The sequence below is a fragment of the Microbacterium sp. Z11_20 genome (assembly GCF_057197605.1).
Genome location: NZ_JBXVOQ010000003.1, coordinates 402,171 through 418,367, shown reverse-complemented (window position 1 = coordinate 418,367; position 16,197 = coordinate 402,171). Strand labels below are relative to the sequence as shown.

At 71.5% G+C, this 16,197-nt stretch carries 16 protein-coding genes; 3 read left to right on the top strand and 13 right to left on the bottom strand.

What is annotated here, in order from left to right; genetic code table 11:
• The first annotated feature begins 135 nt into the window (after positions 1 to 135).
• Entirely contained in the window at positions 136 to 588 is a 453-nt protein-coding gene (locus tag AC2DFQ_RS10010) for a GNAT family N-acetyltransferase (protein ID WP_484510584.1), read from the top strand.
• A 279-nt stretch (positions 589 to 867) separates the two neighbouring features.
• On the top strand, positions 868 to 1,722 hold the full coding sequence (locus AC2DFQ_RS10005) for an endonuclease domain-containing protein (RefSeq protein WP_484533779.1): 855 nt from the start codon (positions 868 to 870) through the stop codon (positions 1,720 to 1,722).
• 262 nt (positions 1,723 to 1,984) lie between these two features.
• On the opposite strand, the gene AC2DFQ_RS10000 is transcribed toward AC2DFQ_RS10005, so the two are convergent.
• The 4 genes from AC2DFQ_RS10000 to AC2DFQ_RS09985 all read right to left on the bottom strand — a co-directional run bounded on the left by AC2DFQ_RS10000 (position 1,985) and on the right by AC2DFQ_RS09985 (position 8,098).
• The gene (locus AC2DFQ_RS10000) at positions 1,985 to 3,802 is read right to left on the bottom strand and encodes an ABC transporter ATP-binding protein (protein WP_484510582.1); all 1,818 of its coding nucleotides are present in this window, start codon (positions 3,800 to 3,802) and stop codon (positions 1,985 to 1,987) included.
• Positions 3,799 to 5,676 (bottom strand): ABC transporter ATP-binding protein, encoded by a 1,878-nt coding sequence (locus tag AC2DFQ_RS09995; RefSeq protein WP_484533778.1) that lies wholly within the window; start codon positions 5,674 to 5,676, stop codon positions 3,799 to 3,801. Before AC2DFQ_RS09995 ends, AC2DFQ_RS10000 begins: the two co-directional genes overlap by 4 nt.
• Before the next feature lie 332 nt (positions 5,677 to 6,008).
• On the bottom strand, positions 6,009 to 6,509 hold the full coding sequence (locus AC2DFQ_RS09990) for a methylated-DNA--[protein]-cysteine S-methyltransferase (protein ID WP_484533777.1): 501 nt from the start codon (positions 6,507 to 6,509) through the stop codon (positions 6,009 to 6,011).
• Positions 6,506 to 8,098 carry a DNA-3-methyladenine glycosylase 2 family protein gene (locus AC2DFQ_RS09985; protein ID WP_484533776.1) on the bottom strand — a complete coding sequence of 531 codons (1,593 nt, stop codon included), beginning with the start codon at positions 8,096 to 8,098 and terminating at the stop codon, positions 6,506 to 6,508. Before AC2DFQ_RS09985 ends, AC2DFQ_RS09990 begins: the two co-directional genes overlap by 4 nt.
• Before the next feature lie 159 nt (positions 8,099 to 8,257).
• Between AC2DFQ_RS09985 and AC2DFQ_RS09980 the strand changes: the two genes are divergently transcribed.
• Entirely contained in the window at positions 8,258 to 9,691 is a 1,434-nt protein-coding gene (locus AC2DFQ_RS09980; protein WP_484510578.1) for a dihydrolipoyl dehydrogenase family protein, read from the top strand.
• 25 nt (positions 9,692 to 9,716) lie between these two features.
• Here AC2DFQ_RS09980 and AC2DFQ_RS09975 read toward each other — a convergent pair whose 3' ends face one another.
• The 9 genes from AC2DFQ_RS09975 to AC2DFQ_RS09935 form a co-directional block, all read right to left on the bottom strand.
• A complete protein-coding gene (locus tag AC2DFQ_RS09975) occupies positions 9,717 to 10,208 on the bottom strand; it encodes a hypothetical protein (protein ID WP_484510577.1) in 492 nt (163 codons plus the stop codon).
• 13 nt (positions 10,209 to 10,221) lie between these two features.
• Positions 10,222 to 10,503, bottom strand: a complete 282-nt coding sequence (locus AC2DFQ_RS09970) for a hypothetical protein (protein WP_484533775.1) — start codon at positions 10,501 to 10,503, stop codon at positions 10,222 to 10,224.
• A gap of 23 nt (positions 10,504 to 10,526) precedes the next feature.
• On the bottom strand, positions 10,527 to 10,793 hold the full coding sequence (locus AC2DFQ_RS09965; protein ID WP_484510575.1) for a hypothetical protein: 267 nt from the start codon (positions 10,791 to 10,793) through the stop codon (positions 10,527 to 10,529).
• A gap of 1 nt (position 10,794) precedes the next feature.
• Positions 10,795 to 13,677 (bottom strand): TNT domain-containing protein, encoded by a 2,883-nt coding sequence (locus AC2DFQ_RS09960; RefSeq protein WP_484533774.1) that lies wholly within the window; start codon positions 13,675 to 13,677, stop codon positions 10,795 to 10,797.
• On the bottom strand, positions 13,674 to 13,967 hold the full coding sequence (locus AC2DFQ_RS09955) for a hypothetical protein (RefSeq protein WP_484510573.1): 294 nt from the start codon (positions 13,965 to 13,967) through the stop codon (positions 13,674 to 13,676). Before AC2DFQ_RS09955 ends, AC2DFQ_RS09960 begins: the two co-directional genes overlap by 4 nt.
• Positions 13,964 to 14,296 (bottom strand): WXG100 family type VII secretion target, encoded by a 333-nt coding sequence (locus AC2DFQ_RS09950; protein ID WP_484510572.1) that lies wholly within the window; start codon positions 14,294 to 14,296, stop codon positions 13,964 to 13,966. The genes AC2DFQ_RS09955 and AC2DFQ_RS09950 overlap by 4 nt, the downstream gene beginning before the upstream one ends.
• Positions 14,297 to 14,377: 81 nt before the next feature.
• Positions 14,378 to 14,671: a WXG100 family type VII secretion target gene (locus AC2DFQ_RS09945; RefSeq protein ID WP_135063853.1), complete on the bottom strand. Its 294-nt coding sequence runs from the start codon at positions 14,669 to 14,671 to the stop codon at positions 14,378 to 14,380.
• A 125-nt stretch (positions 14,672 to 14,796) separates the two neighbouring features.
• Positions 14,797 to 15,525, bottom strand: a complete 729-nt coding sequence (locus tag AC2DFQ_RS09940) for a hypothetical protein (protein WP_484533773.1) — start codon at positions 15,523 to 15,525, stop codon at positions 14,797 to 14,799.
• Between the two features lie 10 nt (positions 15,526 to 15,535).
• Positions 15,536 to 16,147 carry an FHA domain-containing protein gene (locus AC2DFQ_RS09935; protein WP_484510570.1) on the bottom strand — a complete coding sequence of 204 codons (612 nt, stop codon included), beginning with the start codon at positions 16,145 to 16,147 and terminating at the stop codon, positions 15,536 to 15,538.
• Positions 16,148 to 16,197 lie beyond the last annotated feature (50 nt).

Here is a 16,197-nt window from a genome sequence, read left to right as displayed (position 1 = left end):
TGTCTCTCCAAAAGGCCGTCGCGGGGTCGGCCTCCAGCCTATCGCACGCGCCGGAGATATCTTGATGTCGAGATATCTCCGTAGCACTGGGGAACGCGCGTTCCGAACCCGCCGCATCCCGGCTAGCCTGTGGCTATGGCCGCCCTCCGCCTCGAAGAACTGTCCGCCGCGACGATCGTCGCCGTGAACACGCTTTCGCTCAAACCGGGGCAGGAGCAATTCCTCGCGCCGCTGAGCTATGGCATCGCCGCGACCGTGCTCAACCCGCAGACCACCTGGCAGCGCGTCATCCTCGATGACAACGAGGTCGTCGGATACGTCAGCGCGAACTTCGATCCCGAGGCCCCGCAGGAGCACTTCCGCTCGGTCCTGTGGCGCATCAACGTCGACGCGGACGACCAGGGGCGCGGTATCGGCCGCTTCGCCCTGGAGAGCCTGCTCGCCGAGGCGCGCGGGCGCGGCATGGACCACGTCGACGTCATCTACGAGCCCGGCGAGGAGGGCCCCGAGGCCTTCTTCCAGGCCGTCGGCTTCACGCCCACGGGCGAGACGGAGTACGGCGAGGTCATCGCCGAGATCCGCCTGTAGTCCGACCGGAGCCCGCGGCAGGCGCGCGCGTCGCCGTGCGCGCGTCGTGCGCGCGTCGCCGCTGCTGCGCGTCGTGCGCGCGGTGCGCGCTGAGGCTCGATACCCGGGTCGGAGATTCGCCTGAAGGTCGGAGCATCCAGCCCTCATCCTCCGACCGGGGTGGGATTCTCCGACCTAGGTGACGCGGCATCCCTCCTCCCCAGACGCCGAGCTGCACGGGTTCTCCCCGAGTGGCGGCGGGGCGGATGCGGGCGGCGCCGGACGCGCGAGGCTCGGAGCATGCTCGACCTCGAGGGATGGCTCCGCGCGAGAGGCAGCATCGCGCACCGGGATGATGCGCTGGATGCCGGCTTCTCCGCCCCCGCTCTGCGCAGCGCAGTGAGCTCGGGCGGGGACATCCGCCGCCATCGCCGGGTGTGGCTGGCTCTGCCCGACGCGCCCCGCGCGGAGATCGCCGCCGCTCAGGCGGGCGGGCGGATCGCGTGCATCTCGGTCGCACGCCGGCGGGAGTGGTGGGTGCCGGAAGACGACGACGGGCGGCTGCATCTGTCGCTGAACCCGCACGGTCGAGCGGTCGCGGGCGATGAGGGCTTCCGCGGCGTCGTGCATTGGACGAAGGCGATCGCACCGACATCCCGCCGGTCCCTGGAGGAATCGACCGAGGATGCGCTGGCACACATCGCGTCGTGTCTTCCCCGGGAGGACGCCCTCGCCGTGTGGGAATCGGCGATGCGGCGTGAGGGACTGAACGCGCTGGCGCTCCGCGCGGTGAAGTGGACGAGTGTGGATGCCAGATGGTGCGCCGATCATGTGAACGGACTGTCGGATTCAGGGCTGGAGACGCACTTCGCCTACCGGCTCAGCGCGTGGGGCGTGCCGTTTCGGCAGCAGGTGGTCCTGGCCGGGCGGCCGGTGGACGTGCTGATCGGTGAACGGCTCGTCATCCAGGTCGACGGGTTCGCGTATCACTCGAGTTCGGCCGATCGCACGCGCGACCTCATCCACGATGCGGAGTTGCGCCTCCGCGGGTACACGGTGCTGCGTTTCAGCTACGCGCAAGTCCGACACGACTGGCCGGCGGTCGCTCGCACGATCTCCCGCGCGATCGCGGCCGGCGCACACCTCGTCCGCTAACGGGTCGGAGAATCGCACCTCCGTCGGAGGATCCCAGCCACATCCTCCGACCCTTATGCGATCCCCCGACCGGACGACGACGCCCGCTCGCCGGCCGCGCTCCCCCGCGCAAGCGCTCGTGTCGGAGAACCGCATCCCCGTCGGAGGATTTCCCGCGGATCCCCCGACCTTCGTGCGATCCTCCGACCGGGGCGCGGCCGGCGCGGGTAGACGAGGGACCCGCGACCGGCCGCGTCAGACGAGCGTCCCGCGACCGGCCGCGTCAGACGAGGGAGTCCTGCCAGGCGGCGTGCATCTGCGCGAAGCGGCCCGTGCCGGCGATGAGCGTCTCCGGCAGGTCGTCCTCGATGATGCGCCCGTGCTCCATGACCAGCACGCGGTCGGCGATCGCCACCGTCGAGAGGCGGTGGGCGATGATGATCGCGGTGCGGTCGGCCAGCAACGTCTGCAGCGCCTCCTGGATGAGCCGCTCGCTCGGGATGTCGAGCGACGCGGTGGCCTCGTCGAGGATGAGCACCGCGGGGTCGGCGAGGAACGCCCGCGCGAACGAGATCAGCTGCCGCTGCCCGGCCGACACGCGCCCGCCACGCTTGTTGACATCGGTGCCGTACCCGTCCGGAAGCGCCTGAATGAACTCGTCGGCACCCACGGCGCGCGCCGCCGCCTTGATCTCGTCCAGCGTCGCGTCGGGCTTTCCGAGGGCGATGTTGTCGGCGACGGTCCCCGAGAACAGGTACGCCTCCTGCGTGACCATGACGATCGCGCGGCGGAGGTCCTTCGGATGCAGCGAGCGGAGGTCGACGCCGTCCAGGGTGACCCGCCCCGAGGTGGGGTCGTAGAACCGCGCGACGAGCTTCGCGAGCGTCGACTTGCCCGCCCCCGTGGTCCCCACCAGCGCGATCGTCTGCCCCGCCGGGATGTCGAGGGAGAAATCGGGCAGGATGACGCGGTCCCCGGAGTAGCCGAAGACGACGTCCTCGAACCGGACGTGCCCGCGGGCCTTCCACAGATCGACCGGAGAGGTCGGGTCGGGCACCGTCGGCTGCTCCTCGAGCACGCCGGAGACCTTCTCGAGCGCCGCCGTGGCCGACTGGTAGGAGTTCAGGAAGAACGCCACCTCCTGCATCGGGGCGAAGAAGTTGCGCACGTAGAGCACCGCGGCCAGCAGCAGTCCGAGTTCGAACGTGCCGTCCAGCACGCGCAGCCCGCCCCACAGCACCACGACGCCCAGGGTCACGGCCGCGACGGCCATGAGGCCGGGCTCGAACGTGCCGAACAGCCGGATCGAGCGCATGTTGATGTCGCGGTAGTCGCTGGCGAGCTTGCCGAACTCCTCATCGTTGCGCGGCTCCTTGCGGAACGCCTTCACGGCGCGGATGCCCGTCATCGTCTCGACGAACTTCACGATCACCTGTGCGCTGATCACGCGGGATTCGCGGTAGACCACTTGCGAGCGGAGGTAGAACCACCGCATGAGGAAGAACAGCGGCACACCCATGACGAAGAGGATGATGCCGGACTGCCAGTCCAGCAGCAGCAGGGCGATCAGCGTGAAGCCGCCGTAGAGGAGCCCGGAGACGAGCTCGTTCAGCCCGCCGTCGAGCAGCTCGCGGATGGTGTCGAGGTCGCTGGTCTGGCGCGAGATGATCCGCCCAGATGTGTAGGACTCGTGGAACTCCAGGCTCAGGCGCTGCGTGTGCAGGAAGATGCGCTTGCGCAGGTCGAACATGATCGCCTGTGTGAGGCGCGCCGCGACCACGGCGTACCAGCCGATCAGCGCCGCCCCGGCGACGCCGGTGAGGAGGTAGACGACGACGACGAGGATGGCGGGCATCCAGTTCATGTCGTCCACGACGGCCGGAAGAGCCGTCGTGATGCCGTAGCCGACGAGGGCGGGGCCTGCCACCCGGAGCGCCGTCGACACGATCAGCACGACCGCGGCCAGCACCAGCTGCCAGCGCAGGGGCGCCACGAGCGACCCCAGCAGCCGCAGCGAGCGGCGCCGGATGGTGCGGCTTTCGTCGCGCGAGTAGTCGGAGCGGTCTTCGCCGCTGGTTCCGGTGACCGTCGTGGTGCTCATCGGGTCACCTCCTTCTCGGTCTCTGAGAGTTCTTCGCGCTCGGCGGAGCGCCGCCGGCCCTCCCCCGGTGCCTGAGCCCGTCGAAGGGCCTCGGCCTCGAGGCTGGAGATCACGTACCGGTAGTGCTCGCTGTCGCGCAGCAGCTCGGAATGCGTGCCGACGGCGGTGACGCGACCGGCCTCCAGCAGCGCGACCCGGTCGGCGAGCATGACGGTCGAGGGGCGGTGGGCCACGATGAGCGCCGTGGTGTCGGCGAGCACCCTCCGCAGCGCCTCCTCCACGAGCGCCTCGGTGTCGACGTCGAGCGCCGACAGGGGGTCATCCAGCACCAGCACCGCGGGCCGCGCGGCGACGGCGCGGGCCAGCGCCAGGCGCTGACGCTGACCGCCCGAGAGGCTGAGCCCCTCTTCGCCGATCACGGTGTCGAGGCCCTTCGGAAGCTCGTAGACGAAGGCAGCCTGCGCCACGTCGAGCGCTTCGCGCAGCACCTCCTCCGCCTCCGGCGACCCGGGGATGAGATCCTCCCGGCCGAGCAGGACGTTGTCGCGCACGGATGCGGAGAAGAGCGTGGCGTCCTCGAAGGCCATGCCGACGTGCCGGCGGAGTTCACGCAACTCGAGGTCGCGCACGTCGACGCCGTCGAGCGTCACGCGGCCGCCGGTCACGTCGTACAACCGGCCCGGGAGGGTGGTGAGCGTGGTCTTGCCCGAACCGGTCAGTCCGACGAGCGCCATGGTCTCCCCCGGCCGCAGCACGAGGTCGATGCCGTCGAGGAGATCCCGGGTGGAGGCCGGAGCATCCTGGTACCGGAAGTGGGTGCCCTCGAACGCCAGCTCGCCCCGCACGTCGGCGATGGTGCGGGGCTCGGCGGGGTCGGTGATGGTGTTCTGCTCGTCGAAGACCTCGAAGATGCGGTCGGTGGCCGTGCGGGCGTCGACGAGGAACGAGAAGAGGAACCCGATCGACTCCACGGGCCACCGCAGGATCGTCGCCATCGCGAAGAACGCGATCAGCTGCCCCACCTGCAGCTCGCCCATCTGGACCAGCACGATGCCCGCGCCCAGACACAGCGCGAACGCGATGTCGGGCAGCAGCACGAGCCAGAACCAGATCCAGCCGACGGCGCGCGCCTTGGCCAGCTCGGTCCCGCGGAGGGTCTCGGCCTGACGGGCGAACTTCTGCAGGGCGTGCTTGCCGCGACCGAACGCCTTGAGGACGCGGATGCCGTGCACGCTCTCCTCGACCGAGGTCGCCAGGTCACCGGCCTGATCCTGGCTCTGGCGCGACAGCATCCCGTACCGCTTCTCGAAGAGGTACCCAGAGATCCACAGCGGCAGCGCGCAGATGACGAAGATGGCCCCGAGCGCCCAGTGCCACGTGAACAGGATCGCCGAACCCGCCACGATCGTCAGCAGGTTCACGACCAGCAGGATGAGGCCGAAGGCGAGCCAGCGGCGGATGAGGCTGATGTCCTGCATCATCCGGCTGAGGAGCTGCCCCGACTGCCAGCGGTCGTGGAAGGCGACGGGAAGGCGCTGCAGGCGCGCGTAGAAGTCGGTGCGCAGGTCGTACTCGACCTTGGTCGCGGGGCCCAGGACGAACCAGCGGCGCGCCCACACCATGAGCGCTTCGAGAAGGCCGAGCACCAGGATGGCGCCCGCGCCGACGGCGACGAGCCAGGGCTCACCGGCGGTGATGGGGCCGCCTTCGCCGACGATCACTTCGAGGATGAGTGGGATGCCGAGCGCGAGAAGGCTCGCGATGAGCGCGGTGACCGCACCCAGGATGAGCCGACCGGCCACCGGCTTGGCGAACGGCAGGAGTCTCGCCAGGGAGCGGAGCATGGACGAGGGGGGAGCGGTGTCGCGGGTCATGATCCTCAGAGGGTCGGAGCTGCGCGCCGGATCGGGCGCGAACGAAGGGTGCCGGAGCGGCGAATGACGGCTCTGCCGTCAGCCGCTCAGCGGGGGAAACGGAAAAACGGGCGGCGTTATGCCGCAGGGGTTGCGGATGGCGTCGATCCCGCCCGGCGACCCGTGCGCCGGCCGGCGGAGGGGATGCGCACGATCACCGGCTGTGCAGCGGAAACGATCGTGTCCATGACATCCTCCTCAGGTGCGGGCCGAGCACCGCCGCACTGCGAAGGTGCGACAGCCCTCCAGCCTAACCTGGGCATTTCCTGGACGCAACATCATCCGGGGCGCGTTCACGCGGCCGCTTCGCGCCCCAGGAGGCTCCGCTTCACGTCGAGTCCCCACGCGAATCCGCCGAGGGTGCCGTCGGTCCGGAGCACGCGATGACACGGCACGAATAGCGCCGGGACGTTGCGGGCGCAGATGGATGCGGCGGCACGAACGGCCGCGGGTCGCCCGAACATGGTCGCGAAGGCCGTGTAGGTCAGCGGCTGCCCCGGCGGGATGCGGCGGAGGGCGTCCCATCCGGCGCGCTGCAGCTCCGTCCCGAACTGCCGCACCTCCACGCCGATGATCGCGGCGACATCGCCGGCGTAGTACGCGCGGACCGCGGCCGCGGCATCCGTTTCGCCCGCGGTGACCAGGCGCGGGCGATGCCGCTCTGGCAGTCGCTGGAGGATCGTGCGGGCGTCGTCGGTCCAGCCCGAGGCGAGGACGCGCCCCTCCTCGTCGGTGACGATCGTGAACGCGCCGTCGGGGGTGGGGAGGGTCTGGATGGTGGCGGACGCGGTCATGCGGGAACCTCCTCGGTGCGGGCTCCGGCGGGGGCGGGCTGCCGGGACGGTTGTTCAGAATTCAGGAGATCCGGCACCTCTGGCGCCTCCCGGAGCCGCTGTGCGGCGATTCTTCCTGAGTTTTGCGCGCGGGACGGGCGGAGGGGCGCTGCACGCCACAGGTGCGCCGTGAGATAGCTGCGCCACGGCGCCGCGCGCGTCGACCACGCGGTGAGCCCGGCCGGGTCGGCGGGAATCCCGGCGGCGGCGGCTCCCGCGCGCGCGGCGACATCGCCGGGGAGGAGCACGTCGGGGTCGGCGAGGACGCGCATCCGCACGTAGTCGGCGGTCCAGGGCCCGATCCCGGGCAGCGCGAGGAGCGCCGCGCGCTGCTCGGCGCGGTCGTCACTGGTGGTGAGGACGAGGTCGCCGGAGGCCAGAGCCGCCGCGGCGCCGGTGATCGCGCGGATGCGGGCGGCCGGACCACGGAGCACCTCATGGCCGCGCTCGGCGATGGCGGCCATCGTCGGGAACAGGACGGACGTGCCTTCCACGTCCGGCACCCGCTCCCCCAGCGCATCGGCCAGGGCGGCCAGAGCCGTCCGGGCCGCCGCCACCGTGATCTGCTGGCCGACCATCGCCCGGATGAGCATCTCGTGCGGGTCGGCGGCGCCGGGAACGCGGATACCCGGCACCCCCGCCACGAGCGGGCGGAGTTCCGGATGCTCCGAGAGCGCATCGTCGATCGCCACCGGATCGGCATCGAGGTCGAACAGACGCCGGGCGCGCGTGACGAGCGTCGACAGGTCGGAGAGCCGCGCGAGACGCGCCCGCAGGCGCACCCGCCCGGCGTCATCGACGCGCAGCTCGAACCAGCCCGGCCCGCCGGGGAGCCGGATCGCCCGGGCGAAGTGCCGGGCATCCGCCGTCTCCACGCCGGGGAGGGCGCGCGCCGTCATCCAGGCGAACAGGCCCGCGGAATCGAGCGCGCCGCGGTGCGGAAGGGCCAGGTCGATCGCACCGCCGGTGAGATCGGCGGCGCGCCGGCGCGCGCGCAGCTGCAGCGGCGGCATCCCGAACACCTCGCCGACGGTCTCGTTGAACTGCCGGACGCTGGAGAAGCCGGCGGAGAACGCGACGTCCGCTGCCGGGAGGTCGGTGCCCACCAGGAGCATGCGCGCCGTATGGGCCCGGTGGGCGCGGCTGAGGGCGAGCGGGCCGGCACCCAGCTCGGCGGTGAGGAGCCGCGTGAGGTGGCGCGGCGAGTATCCGAGGCGCCGCGCGAGACCGGGGACGCCGTCGCGGTCGACGACTCCGTCGGCGATCAGGCGCATCGCGCGGGCGGTGATGTCGCCGCGGACGTTCCACTCCGGCGAGCCGGGCGCCGCCTCCGGCAGGCACCGCCGGCAGGCGCGGTATCCGGCCTCGTGCGCGGCCGCGGAGGTCGCGTAGAACGTCACGTTCGCCGGCCGGGGCGTGCGTGCCGGGCAGCTGGGGCGGCAGTAGATCCCGGTGGTGCGCACGGCGGTGACGAACTGCCCGTCGAAGCGGCGGTCGCGAGACTGGATGACGCGGTATCGCTCGTCGAACGTCATCCCCTGGGTGGTCATACCCCCAGCCTGTCACGCCCCTCTCCCACGGCCTGGCGGAAATCGGACACGGCCCTGCCGGCCCGCCCGCGCGGGAGCACCCGGCCTCCGAATCCACGGACGCGCGCCGGTGTGCGCGAGTTCGGCGCCCGCGGTCGCCAGCGCGAGTAGCGTGGCGACATGAGCGCGCGCGAGTACGACGTGATCGTGATCGGGGCCGGGCCGGTGGGCGAGAACGTGGCCGACCGGGCCGTGAAGGGCGGCCTGACCGCCGTCATCGTGGAGGCAGAGCTGGTCGGCGGCGAGTGCTCGTACTGGGCCTGCATGCCGTCGAAGGCGCTCCTTCGCAGCGGCGCTGCGCTGCGGGCAGCGCGGGCCGTCGACGGCGCGAAGCAGGCCGTCACCGGTGACCTCGACGTGGCCGCGGTGCTCCGACGGAGGAATCGCATCGTCCACGACTGGACGGATGACTCGCAGGTCGCGTGGCTGGACGGAGCGGGCATCGACCTCGTCCGCGGCCACGGCGCGCTCACCGGTGAGAGGCGGGTACGGGTCACGGCGGACGACGGGTCAACGACCGACCTCCTCGCCCGCCATGCGGTGGCGCTCTGCACCGGGACGGCGGCCCTCCTCCCCGACATCCCCGGGCTGCAGGGCATCCGCCCGTGGACGAGCCGGGAGGCCTCCGCGGCACAGTCGGCCCCGGCATCCCTCGCCATTCTCGGAGGCGGTGTGGTCGCCGCGGAGATGGCCACCGCGTACGCGAGCTTCGGCACCCGGGTGACGATGCTCGCCCGCTCCGGGATCCTCACCGCCGAGGAGCCGTTCGCCGGCGAGCTGGTGACCGCATCCCTGCGCGCACTGGGCGCCGACGTGCGCATCGGGGTGGAGCTGGTCTCCGCAGCGCGCGAGGGGGATGGCCCGGCTGTGCTCTCGCTGTCCGATGGCACGACGTTGGAGGCCGAGGAGGTGCTCGTCGCCACCGGCCGCGTGCCGCGCACCGGCGACCTGGGTGTGGAGACCGTCGGGCTCGAGCCGGGTACCTGGCTCGACGTGGACGACACGATGCTGGTGACGGGGACGGACTGGCTCTACGCCGCCGGCGACGTCAACCACCGCGCGCTCCTCACCCACCAGGGGAAGTACCAGGCGCGCGCCGCCGGCGACGTCATCGCGGCGCGGGCGAAGGGGGCGCCCGTGCAGGATGCTCCGTGGGGTGCCCACGTCGCCACCGCCGACCACTCCGCCGTGCCGCAGGTGACCTTCACCGACCCGGTCGTCGCCTCCGTCGGGCTCACCGCCGCCGCCGCGGAGAAGGCCGGCATCCGCGCGCGCGTCGTGGACTACGACCTGTCGTGGGTGGCCGGTGCCAGCGAATACGCCGACGGTTACCGGGGTCGGGCGCGCGCCGTCGTGGACGAAGACCGGGGTGTGCTGGCGGGCGTCACGTTCGTGGGCCCGGATGTGACGGAGCTGCTGCACTCGGCGACCATCGCGATCGTCGGGGAGGTCTCGCTGCACCGTCTGTGGCACGCGGTGCCCTCGTATCCCACGACGAGCGAGGTGTGGCTGCGGTTCCTGGAGACCTACGGGCGCGACAGCGCCTCGAGCTGAGCCCGCCCCGGCGAACGGGGCAGGTTCACCGCGCCAGCGGCGCCTCGGCGAGGGTGGCGTGCCGGCGCAGCTCATCCGCGGAGTACACGGCGTACCGCGAGAACGCCGCGGCGTCGAGGTCGCTCGCGAACCACCGCCTGCGGGCGTGGGGGCCGTCGAGCAGCCACCCGCCATCGGCACCGCGCTGCACGCTCCACCCCTCCGCGGCGACCGCGATCCCGTCGGCGCCGAGCTCCCCGAGGCGCTTCAGGCGGCTCAACCCGCGGGACTCGCGCGCCGACCCCAGGTAGAGCATCACGACGAAACGATCCACGTCCTCCCAGTCGGCAGAGGACATCCGGGCGGAGAAGGGTTCCGAGCGCAGGCTCTTGCTCACGATCCATCCGTCGTCCGAACGATCCACGCGCACGCGTGCCTCCCCGTCATCGACGAGGAGCACGGCATCCGTGGACGCGAGCATCTCCAGACCCTCGCCGGCCAGCCAGCGCACCAGGTCATCCGACGTCGCATCGCTCACGGGAACCCCTTTCTCAGCGCCACTCGAAGGTCAGGAGCGCGGTGAGCGCCGCCAGCGCCTCACCGGACAACTCCGGATGGCGCCCGCTCACGCGGGCCACCAGAGGGTTCCCCCATGCAGAGAGGTTCGCCACAGCCAGCAGCTCAGCGTCGTGGTCGATTTCCGTCAGGATCTCCAGAACGCCCTGTCGAAGATCCGGGTCGCCGATGCGGGACGGAAACCGCCCGGGTACCGCGCCATCACCGTCGTAGCCGACGAAGGTCACGACCGCGGAGCTCAGGGCGTCGTCGACCACGGGGGGCCTCTCGCGGAGGGGTCCTACCGTGCGGGTGCGCGGTAGTTGAGGGCCTCCGCGTACAGACGCACGGCGCGCAAGGCTGCGGCCACGGCCACTTCCTCGTCGGGGAACGTCCGACGGGTCCCCTCCTGGGGCACCGCGCGCTCGTCGGTGATGATGAGTTCCCACTCACCGTCTCGCTCATACAGGCATACGCGGTTCGCCGTCGTTCCCGTCGGCGGACCGAAGTGGAAGTAGCGCTCCAGCCCTTCGTCCGCCAGTACCGACTTGAGTTCCGAGGAATTCACGTCACACCTCCTTGAGCACGCCGAGGCCGACGAGGATGTCCACGCTCAGCGGCAGTTCGTACTGTACTGCGCCTCCGCGCTGGCCGAAGCCGGGCGCCGCGTTACCCGCCTGGGGCACGTTGTCGAAGGAGAAGTAGCCCAGCTCGCGAAGGTTGTCCACGGCCCGACGCACATCCGCCGGAGCCGAGTCGTATGCGGAACGGAGGTCGTTGAAATCGCCGACCACCTCGTACCGGTGGTACTGCCCGGGATCCTGGACGTAGGGAAGGGACCGCTCGTCGTACGCGTAGGGCGAGCCGTCCGGGAGAGGCGACGTGTACCGCCCGTTCCCGGGACCGTACCGGTCGATGTACGAGCCGGGAGCCGGGATCTCGTCGTGCATGATCGGATTTCCGCTGGCGTCGAGCTCGAAACCGTGACCAGGCACCTGTCCCCAATCGATGGCCCCATCGGCCAGTACGCTCGCATCGCGCGGGATCTGCACGTCGTCGGGCCACTGGCCCGTTCGGATGAACTCGTTGTACGCGCGCCGGTCCGTGGCCTGCAGATAGTCGGCCAGTTCCCGTGGTGACAGCGAACTCTGCTCGAGGACGTGCGAGATGTCGCGTCCGGTCGTGTCGACCAGCGGCGAGGAACCGTCGAGCTGTGCCACGCGGTCCGCCGGCAGGTCGCCGTCGCGCGGCGGTGCACCGTCTGCGGGGGTGGTCGCATCGGCATCGGCTCCCGACGGCGGTGCCGCGTCCCCGCCCACCGGGGGCACGGCCTGACCGCCGTGCGGGCCCGCATCGCCGGCGTCGGCGTCCGAGAGCGCGCCGTCCCGGGCGTCCGCACCGTTCCCGGGGGCATCCGCACCGTCGGTCGGCGCATCCGCACCGTTGGTGGGGGCATCCGCACCGTTCGTCGGAGCATCGGCACCGTTCGTCGGAGCACCCCCACCGTTCGTCGGAGCACCCCCACCGGTGCCGGGCGCATCGGCGCCGCCGGTCCCGGAGGAGATCGGGAACCCGTCGCCGTCTGCGTCGACGCCCAGGTCGTTCTCGACGTCGTGGAAGATGGGCGTCTCGGGGTCGTGGCCGCTGCCCGGGTTCGGCGTGCTGTCGCCCGAGCCCGTGGACGGCGGCAGGCCGTCGCCGCCTCCGCCGGTGTGTACCGGAGGCGTGGGGATGTCCACCGGGTCGGGCGCGCTGGTGCCCGAACCGGACCCCGAACCAGCCCCGCCGCCATTGCCGCCGGTCGCGCCGGGCGCGTGAACCTCAGGAACCTGCGGGGCGCTGCCATTGCCGCTCCCCGAACCAGGCCCGACATCGTTACCGCCGGTCGCGTTGGGCGCCTCGCCCTGCGGAACCTGCGGTGCGCCGCCGCCGTCGCCACCGCTTCCGCTGACGTCGTTGCCGCCGGTCACATTCGGGCCGTCGTAGTCCGTGTTGCCCGCGGGACCGCCGTCGCCACCGCCACCGCTGACGTCGTTGCCGCCGCTGACGACGGGACCCTCGTAGTCGTTGGTGCCCGTACGACCACCGTCGGGGCCGCCGGCGCCCGCATTTCCGCCACCGCTGATGACGGGCGTGTTCTCGTTCACCCGCACGTTGCCCGAGCCCGGGTCTGCCGCAGACGACGAGCCGCGGCCGGAACCTCGGCGGGCCATGCCACCGCCGAAGCCGGCGCCACCGACGCCGCCGATGACGACGTTACGGACGTCGACGCTGCCGTCGCTGATGAGGCCATCGGTGGCGGCACCGGCCGCACCCCCGCCACCGCCGGCGAGCGCCTGGACGGCGACGCGCTGACCGTAGCGGCCGAAGGGCGCCGTGATCGCCTCACTGACGGCGCCGCCCACGAGCCCCGAACCGAAGGCCGCGAGCAGATTCGCGTCGCCGCGCTTGACAATGACCTCGGAGGTCACCGCGGCCGCGGTGCCCGAGGCCACACTGATGATCGCCCGCGCCATCCGTTCGTGGCTTCGCGCGTAAGGGATGAGGCTGGCCCGGATGGCCCGGATCCGCACGGCCACGCGCGCCGCGGTGCCCCCCACCTTCGTGAGGATCGTCAGGATGCGACCACCGATGACAGCGACGCGTGCCGCAATCGCAGCGGCGCCGGCAGCGCCCCCCGCACCCAGCGTGAAGACACTGAGGGCGGCACTGATCGCGACCGTGGCGGCGATCTCCACCGCCAGCTGCACGAGCATCTCGATGACTTCCTTGTGCGCTTCGCGCACGTCGTCGGAATACTCGCCGCACTGCGTGCCGATCTCCTCGATGAGATCGGCTACCTCGGTGATGTCGCTGGCGAAGTCGGTCACCTCGGTTCGGGCCTTCGGCAGCTCCACGCTGTCGAGGGAGGAGACGGCGTTGTCTGCCTGGCGCACATCGGTGGCGACGCGGCGGACGTCGCGGGCGATGTCCTTCCACATCTGTGCGGCCTCGTCGAGCTGGTCGGTGTCGGCATCGGGCCACATCATCCCGACGAAGTCCACCACCAGATCCCAGCCCTTGGGCTCGTCGCCCTTGCCGCCGAACGCGGACGGCGGTGCCGAGACGTTCTCGGGCGACCGTGCAGGGCGCAGCGTGAAAGCACCGGCGTCGAAGGGCTGCCCGGATGCGACGGCCTCGGCCGACGCGGCGTTGGCGCCGCTCGCCATGAAGAGGCGGTCCAGGGTGTTGGCGCGCATGCCGATGTCGGAGATGTTCTGCAGCGCGGCGCGGGCGGAGTCGTCGTAGGCGCTGGCGAACTGCTCGCCGCCCGGGTCGCTTCCCGCCATCGACGAGTATCCGCTCGCCGAAGAGCTGGCGCTGGATCCCACGCCGTCGGCCGAGGTCGCGATCGCCTCGAAGGCGTCGGCGGCCTGGACGTACAGGGTCGGGTCGATTCGTCTCGTCGTCATGCGCTGGCCCACATCGTACGGTTGTCGTTCTGGGCGGCTTCGTAGACCGATGCGGCCTCGCCGACCCATTTCTTCAGATCTTCGGCGTGCGTCTTGATCGCCGTCGCGCCGACCTGCCACGTGCCCACGAGCCCGAGGAACTCCACGCTGGCCACGCCCGCCCACTGGGCGTTGGCCGCCGCGGTGGCACCGGCGGCGTGGGTCTCGAGGTCGGTGCAGTAGGTGATGAGGTTGCCGAGCGCCGTTTCCAGCTCCCGCAGCTGGGCGAGGTCGAAGGTGTGCTGGCTCACGCGGTGCCCCCGCCCTGACGGCGTGCGCCGACGGTGGACGAACGGGATGCGGCGGTCACCTGCATCTCGGTCACGGTGTATCCCGTCTCCGCGCCCTGAACCCGTGTGGCGATGTCGGTGAGGGCATCACGGAGGAGGCCGGCGTTGGTCTGCCACTCCGCCCAGCTCTCCGCGAACGCGTCCGCAGCGTCGCCGCTCCACGACGCACCCACGATGGATGTCACCACCCCGGAGATCTGAGACACGTGCCCGTCGAACTGGGCGACGGCTCCGACCATCGCCGACGCCGAATACCCCAGGGCCGGTGTCGATACCGAGAATTGCCCCATCTGCTGCTCCCTACGCTGGTTGCTGCCGCTCACCCACGGACGACAGGGGGCGCCGTCTCCCGGCGCCCCCGATGCTCACGCTCAGGCGCGGAAGCTGTTGCTGATGTTGTTCTCCGACTCTTCGTAGGCCAGCGCGGCCTTCGAGAGCTGGTCGCTGATGCCGGTGAGGGACTCCTTCAGCTGCAGGCCCGCGGCATCCCACTGCTCGTACAGCTCGTTGAACGACTGCGAGGCGGCGCCGCCCCAGTCGCCGGCGATGAGCCCCTGTACGAGCGACTTGAGGTTGCTGAGCTGCGACTCGATCGATGCCGCGCCAGACGAGAGCTGGTTCGCGACGCCGGAGAGCGACTCCGAGGTGACTTTGATGTCCGCCATGTGATCCTCCGTGGTTCAGGGCGTGGAAGCCGCCCGGGTCATAGGTTCCAAAATGGTTGTACCACATATGCGCGGCGAGGAATTTGGGCCTTGCGCTCCGGGAACCACCTATGACAGAAAAGTCCTCATGCGTCGCGACGCATGGGCCGCCCGGTGGCCATGCTCGACGCCGCCCGCCCGACCCGGCGCGGGTCATCCGTTTCGAGATAGCGCACCACCCCGGTCGCGCTCAGTTCTCGCAGCGCCCCGGTCAGGGCGTGCAGCTGCGGATCGCCCAGCGCCGCGTCCAGCGGCAGCGTGATCCCCCCGAGGTCCAGGGCCGTGCTGAGGTAGCGCGTGAGACCGCCGCTGGCTCCGGCGCGGAAGCGCTTGGGACGGGCGATCCCCACATGCAGGGTCACCTGAGAGCCCCCCGCGCGGTAGGTGAGGCGTCTCATCCAGCGGCTGAGCCCCCCGCCACGGGCGAGACCTGCCCGTTCGTCGCAGTAGACGACCCCGAGGACGTCCGGCCACGGGACCGGAGGGATGCCGGAGAAGAGCAGTGCCTCCGGGGTGAGGATGAGCAGCGGGTCCTCCGCGCGGAGGAAACCGCGCACGCGGCGCCGCAGCCACAGTCCGAGCACCAGGCTCGCGAGGAGGATGACCAGGAGGAGGCTCAGGAGGAAGTAAGTCGCGAGGCGCCCGATGTCGCTGACGGCGAGCGCCACGATGCCGGCTCCCACGATGGCCGACAGCAGGAGGTAGGTGCCGACGTAGGCGGTATTGCGGCGCAGGGTCGCTCGGAGGTGCCCGCGGTCGGCGTTCAGCGCGACGGCATCGATCGGTCGCCCGCCGCTCGGCGTCAGTGCGGTCATCGCCGCGCGGTCATCGCGCCGTGCCGACCTCGACGACGACATCCCCGAGGAGCAGGCGGTCACCGGCGGAGATCGGGAACGGCTCACGCGGGCCGAGGGGATGACGCACCCCGGCGCGCTCCACATGGGTGCCGTTGCCCGAACCCGCGTCTTCGGCGGTCGCCTCCCCCGGCGCGCTCGGGCGGATGATCAGGTGCACGCGCGAGACCGACCGGGTGGGGTCGGCGACCTCCACCGGGACGCCGTCGTGGTCGGCGGCCCGCCCGGCAGGGTTGCGCCCGAGGACGAGCGTCTGGTCGATGGCGATCTCGGTGCCCTGCGGGAGCCGCAGCGCGAGGGCGGCGGGGGCGACGGGCGCGGGGGGCGCCACCGACGTCGGCCGCCCGGCGGGACGAGGGGTGAGATCGGGCAGGGGCACCGGAGCGACCGGCTCGGGCGCGCTGACGGGAGCCGCCACGGCCTCCGGCTCACGACTACCGCCTCCGGTGGTACGGAAGGGCGGTGGCAGGGGGTTGCCCCCGCCGGCGACCGGCGCATCGGCGACGACGATCTGCCCGCAGGACGGGCAGAACATCGTATTCGGCCGGACGGCCGCACCACAGAAGCGGCACTGCGTGCTCATGGGGTGGCCCCTCGCATCGTGAACGTGCGGACCCCCGTCCGCACCCAACC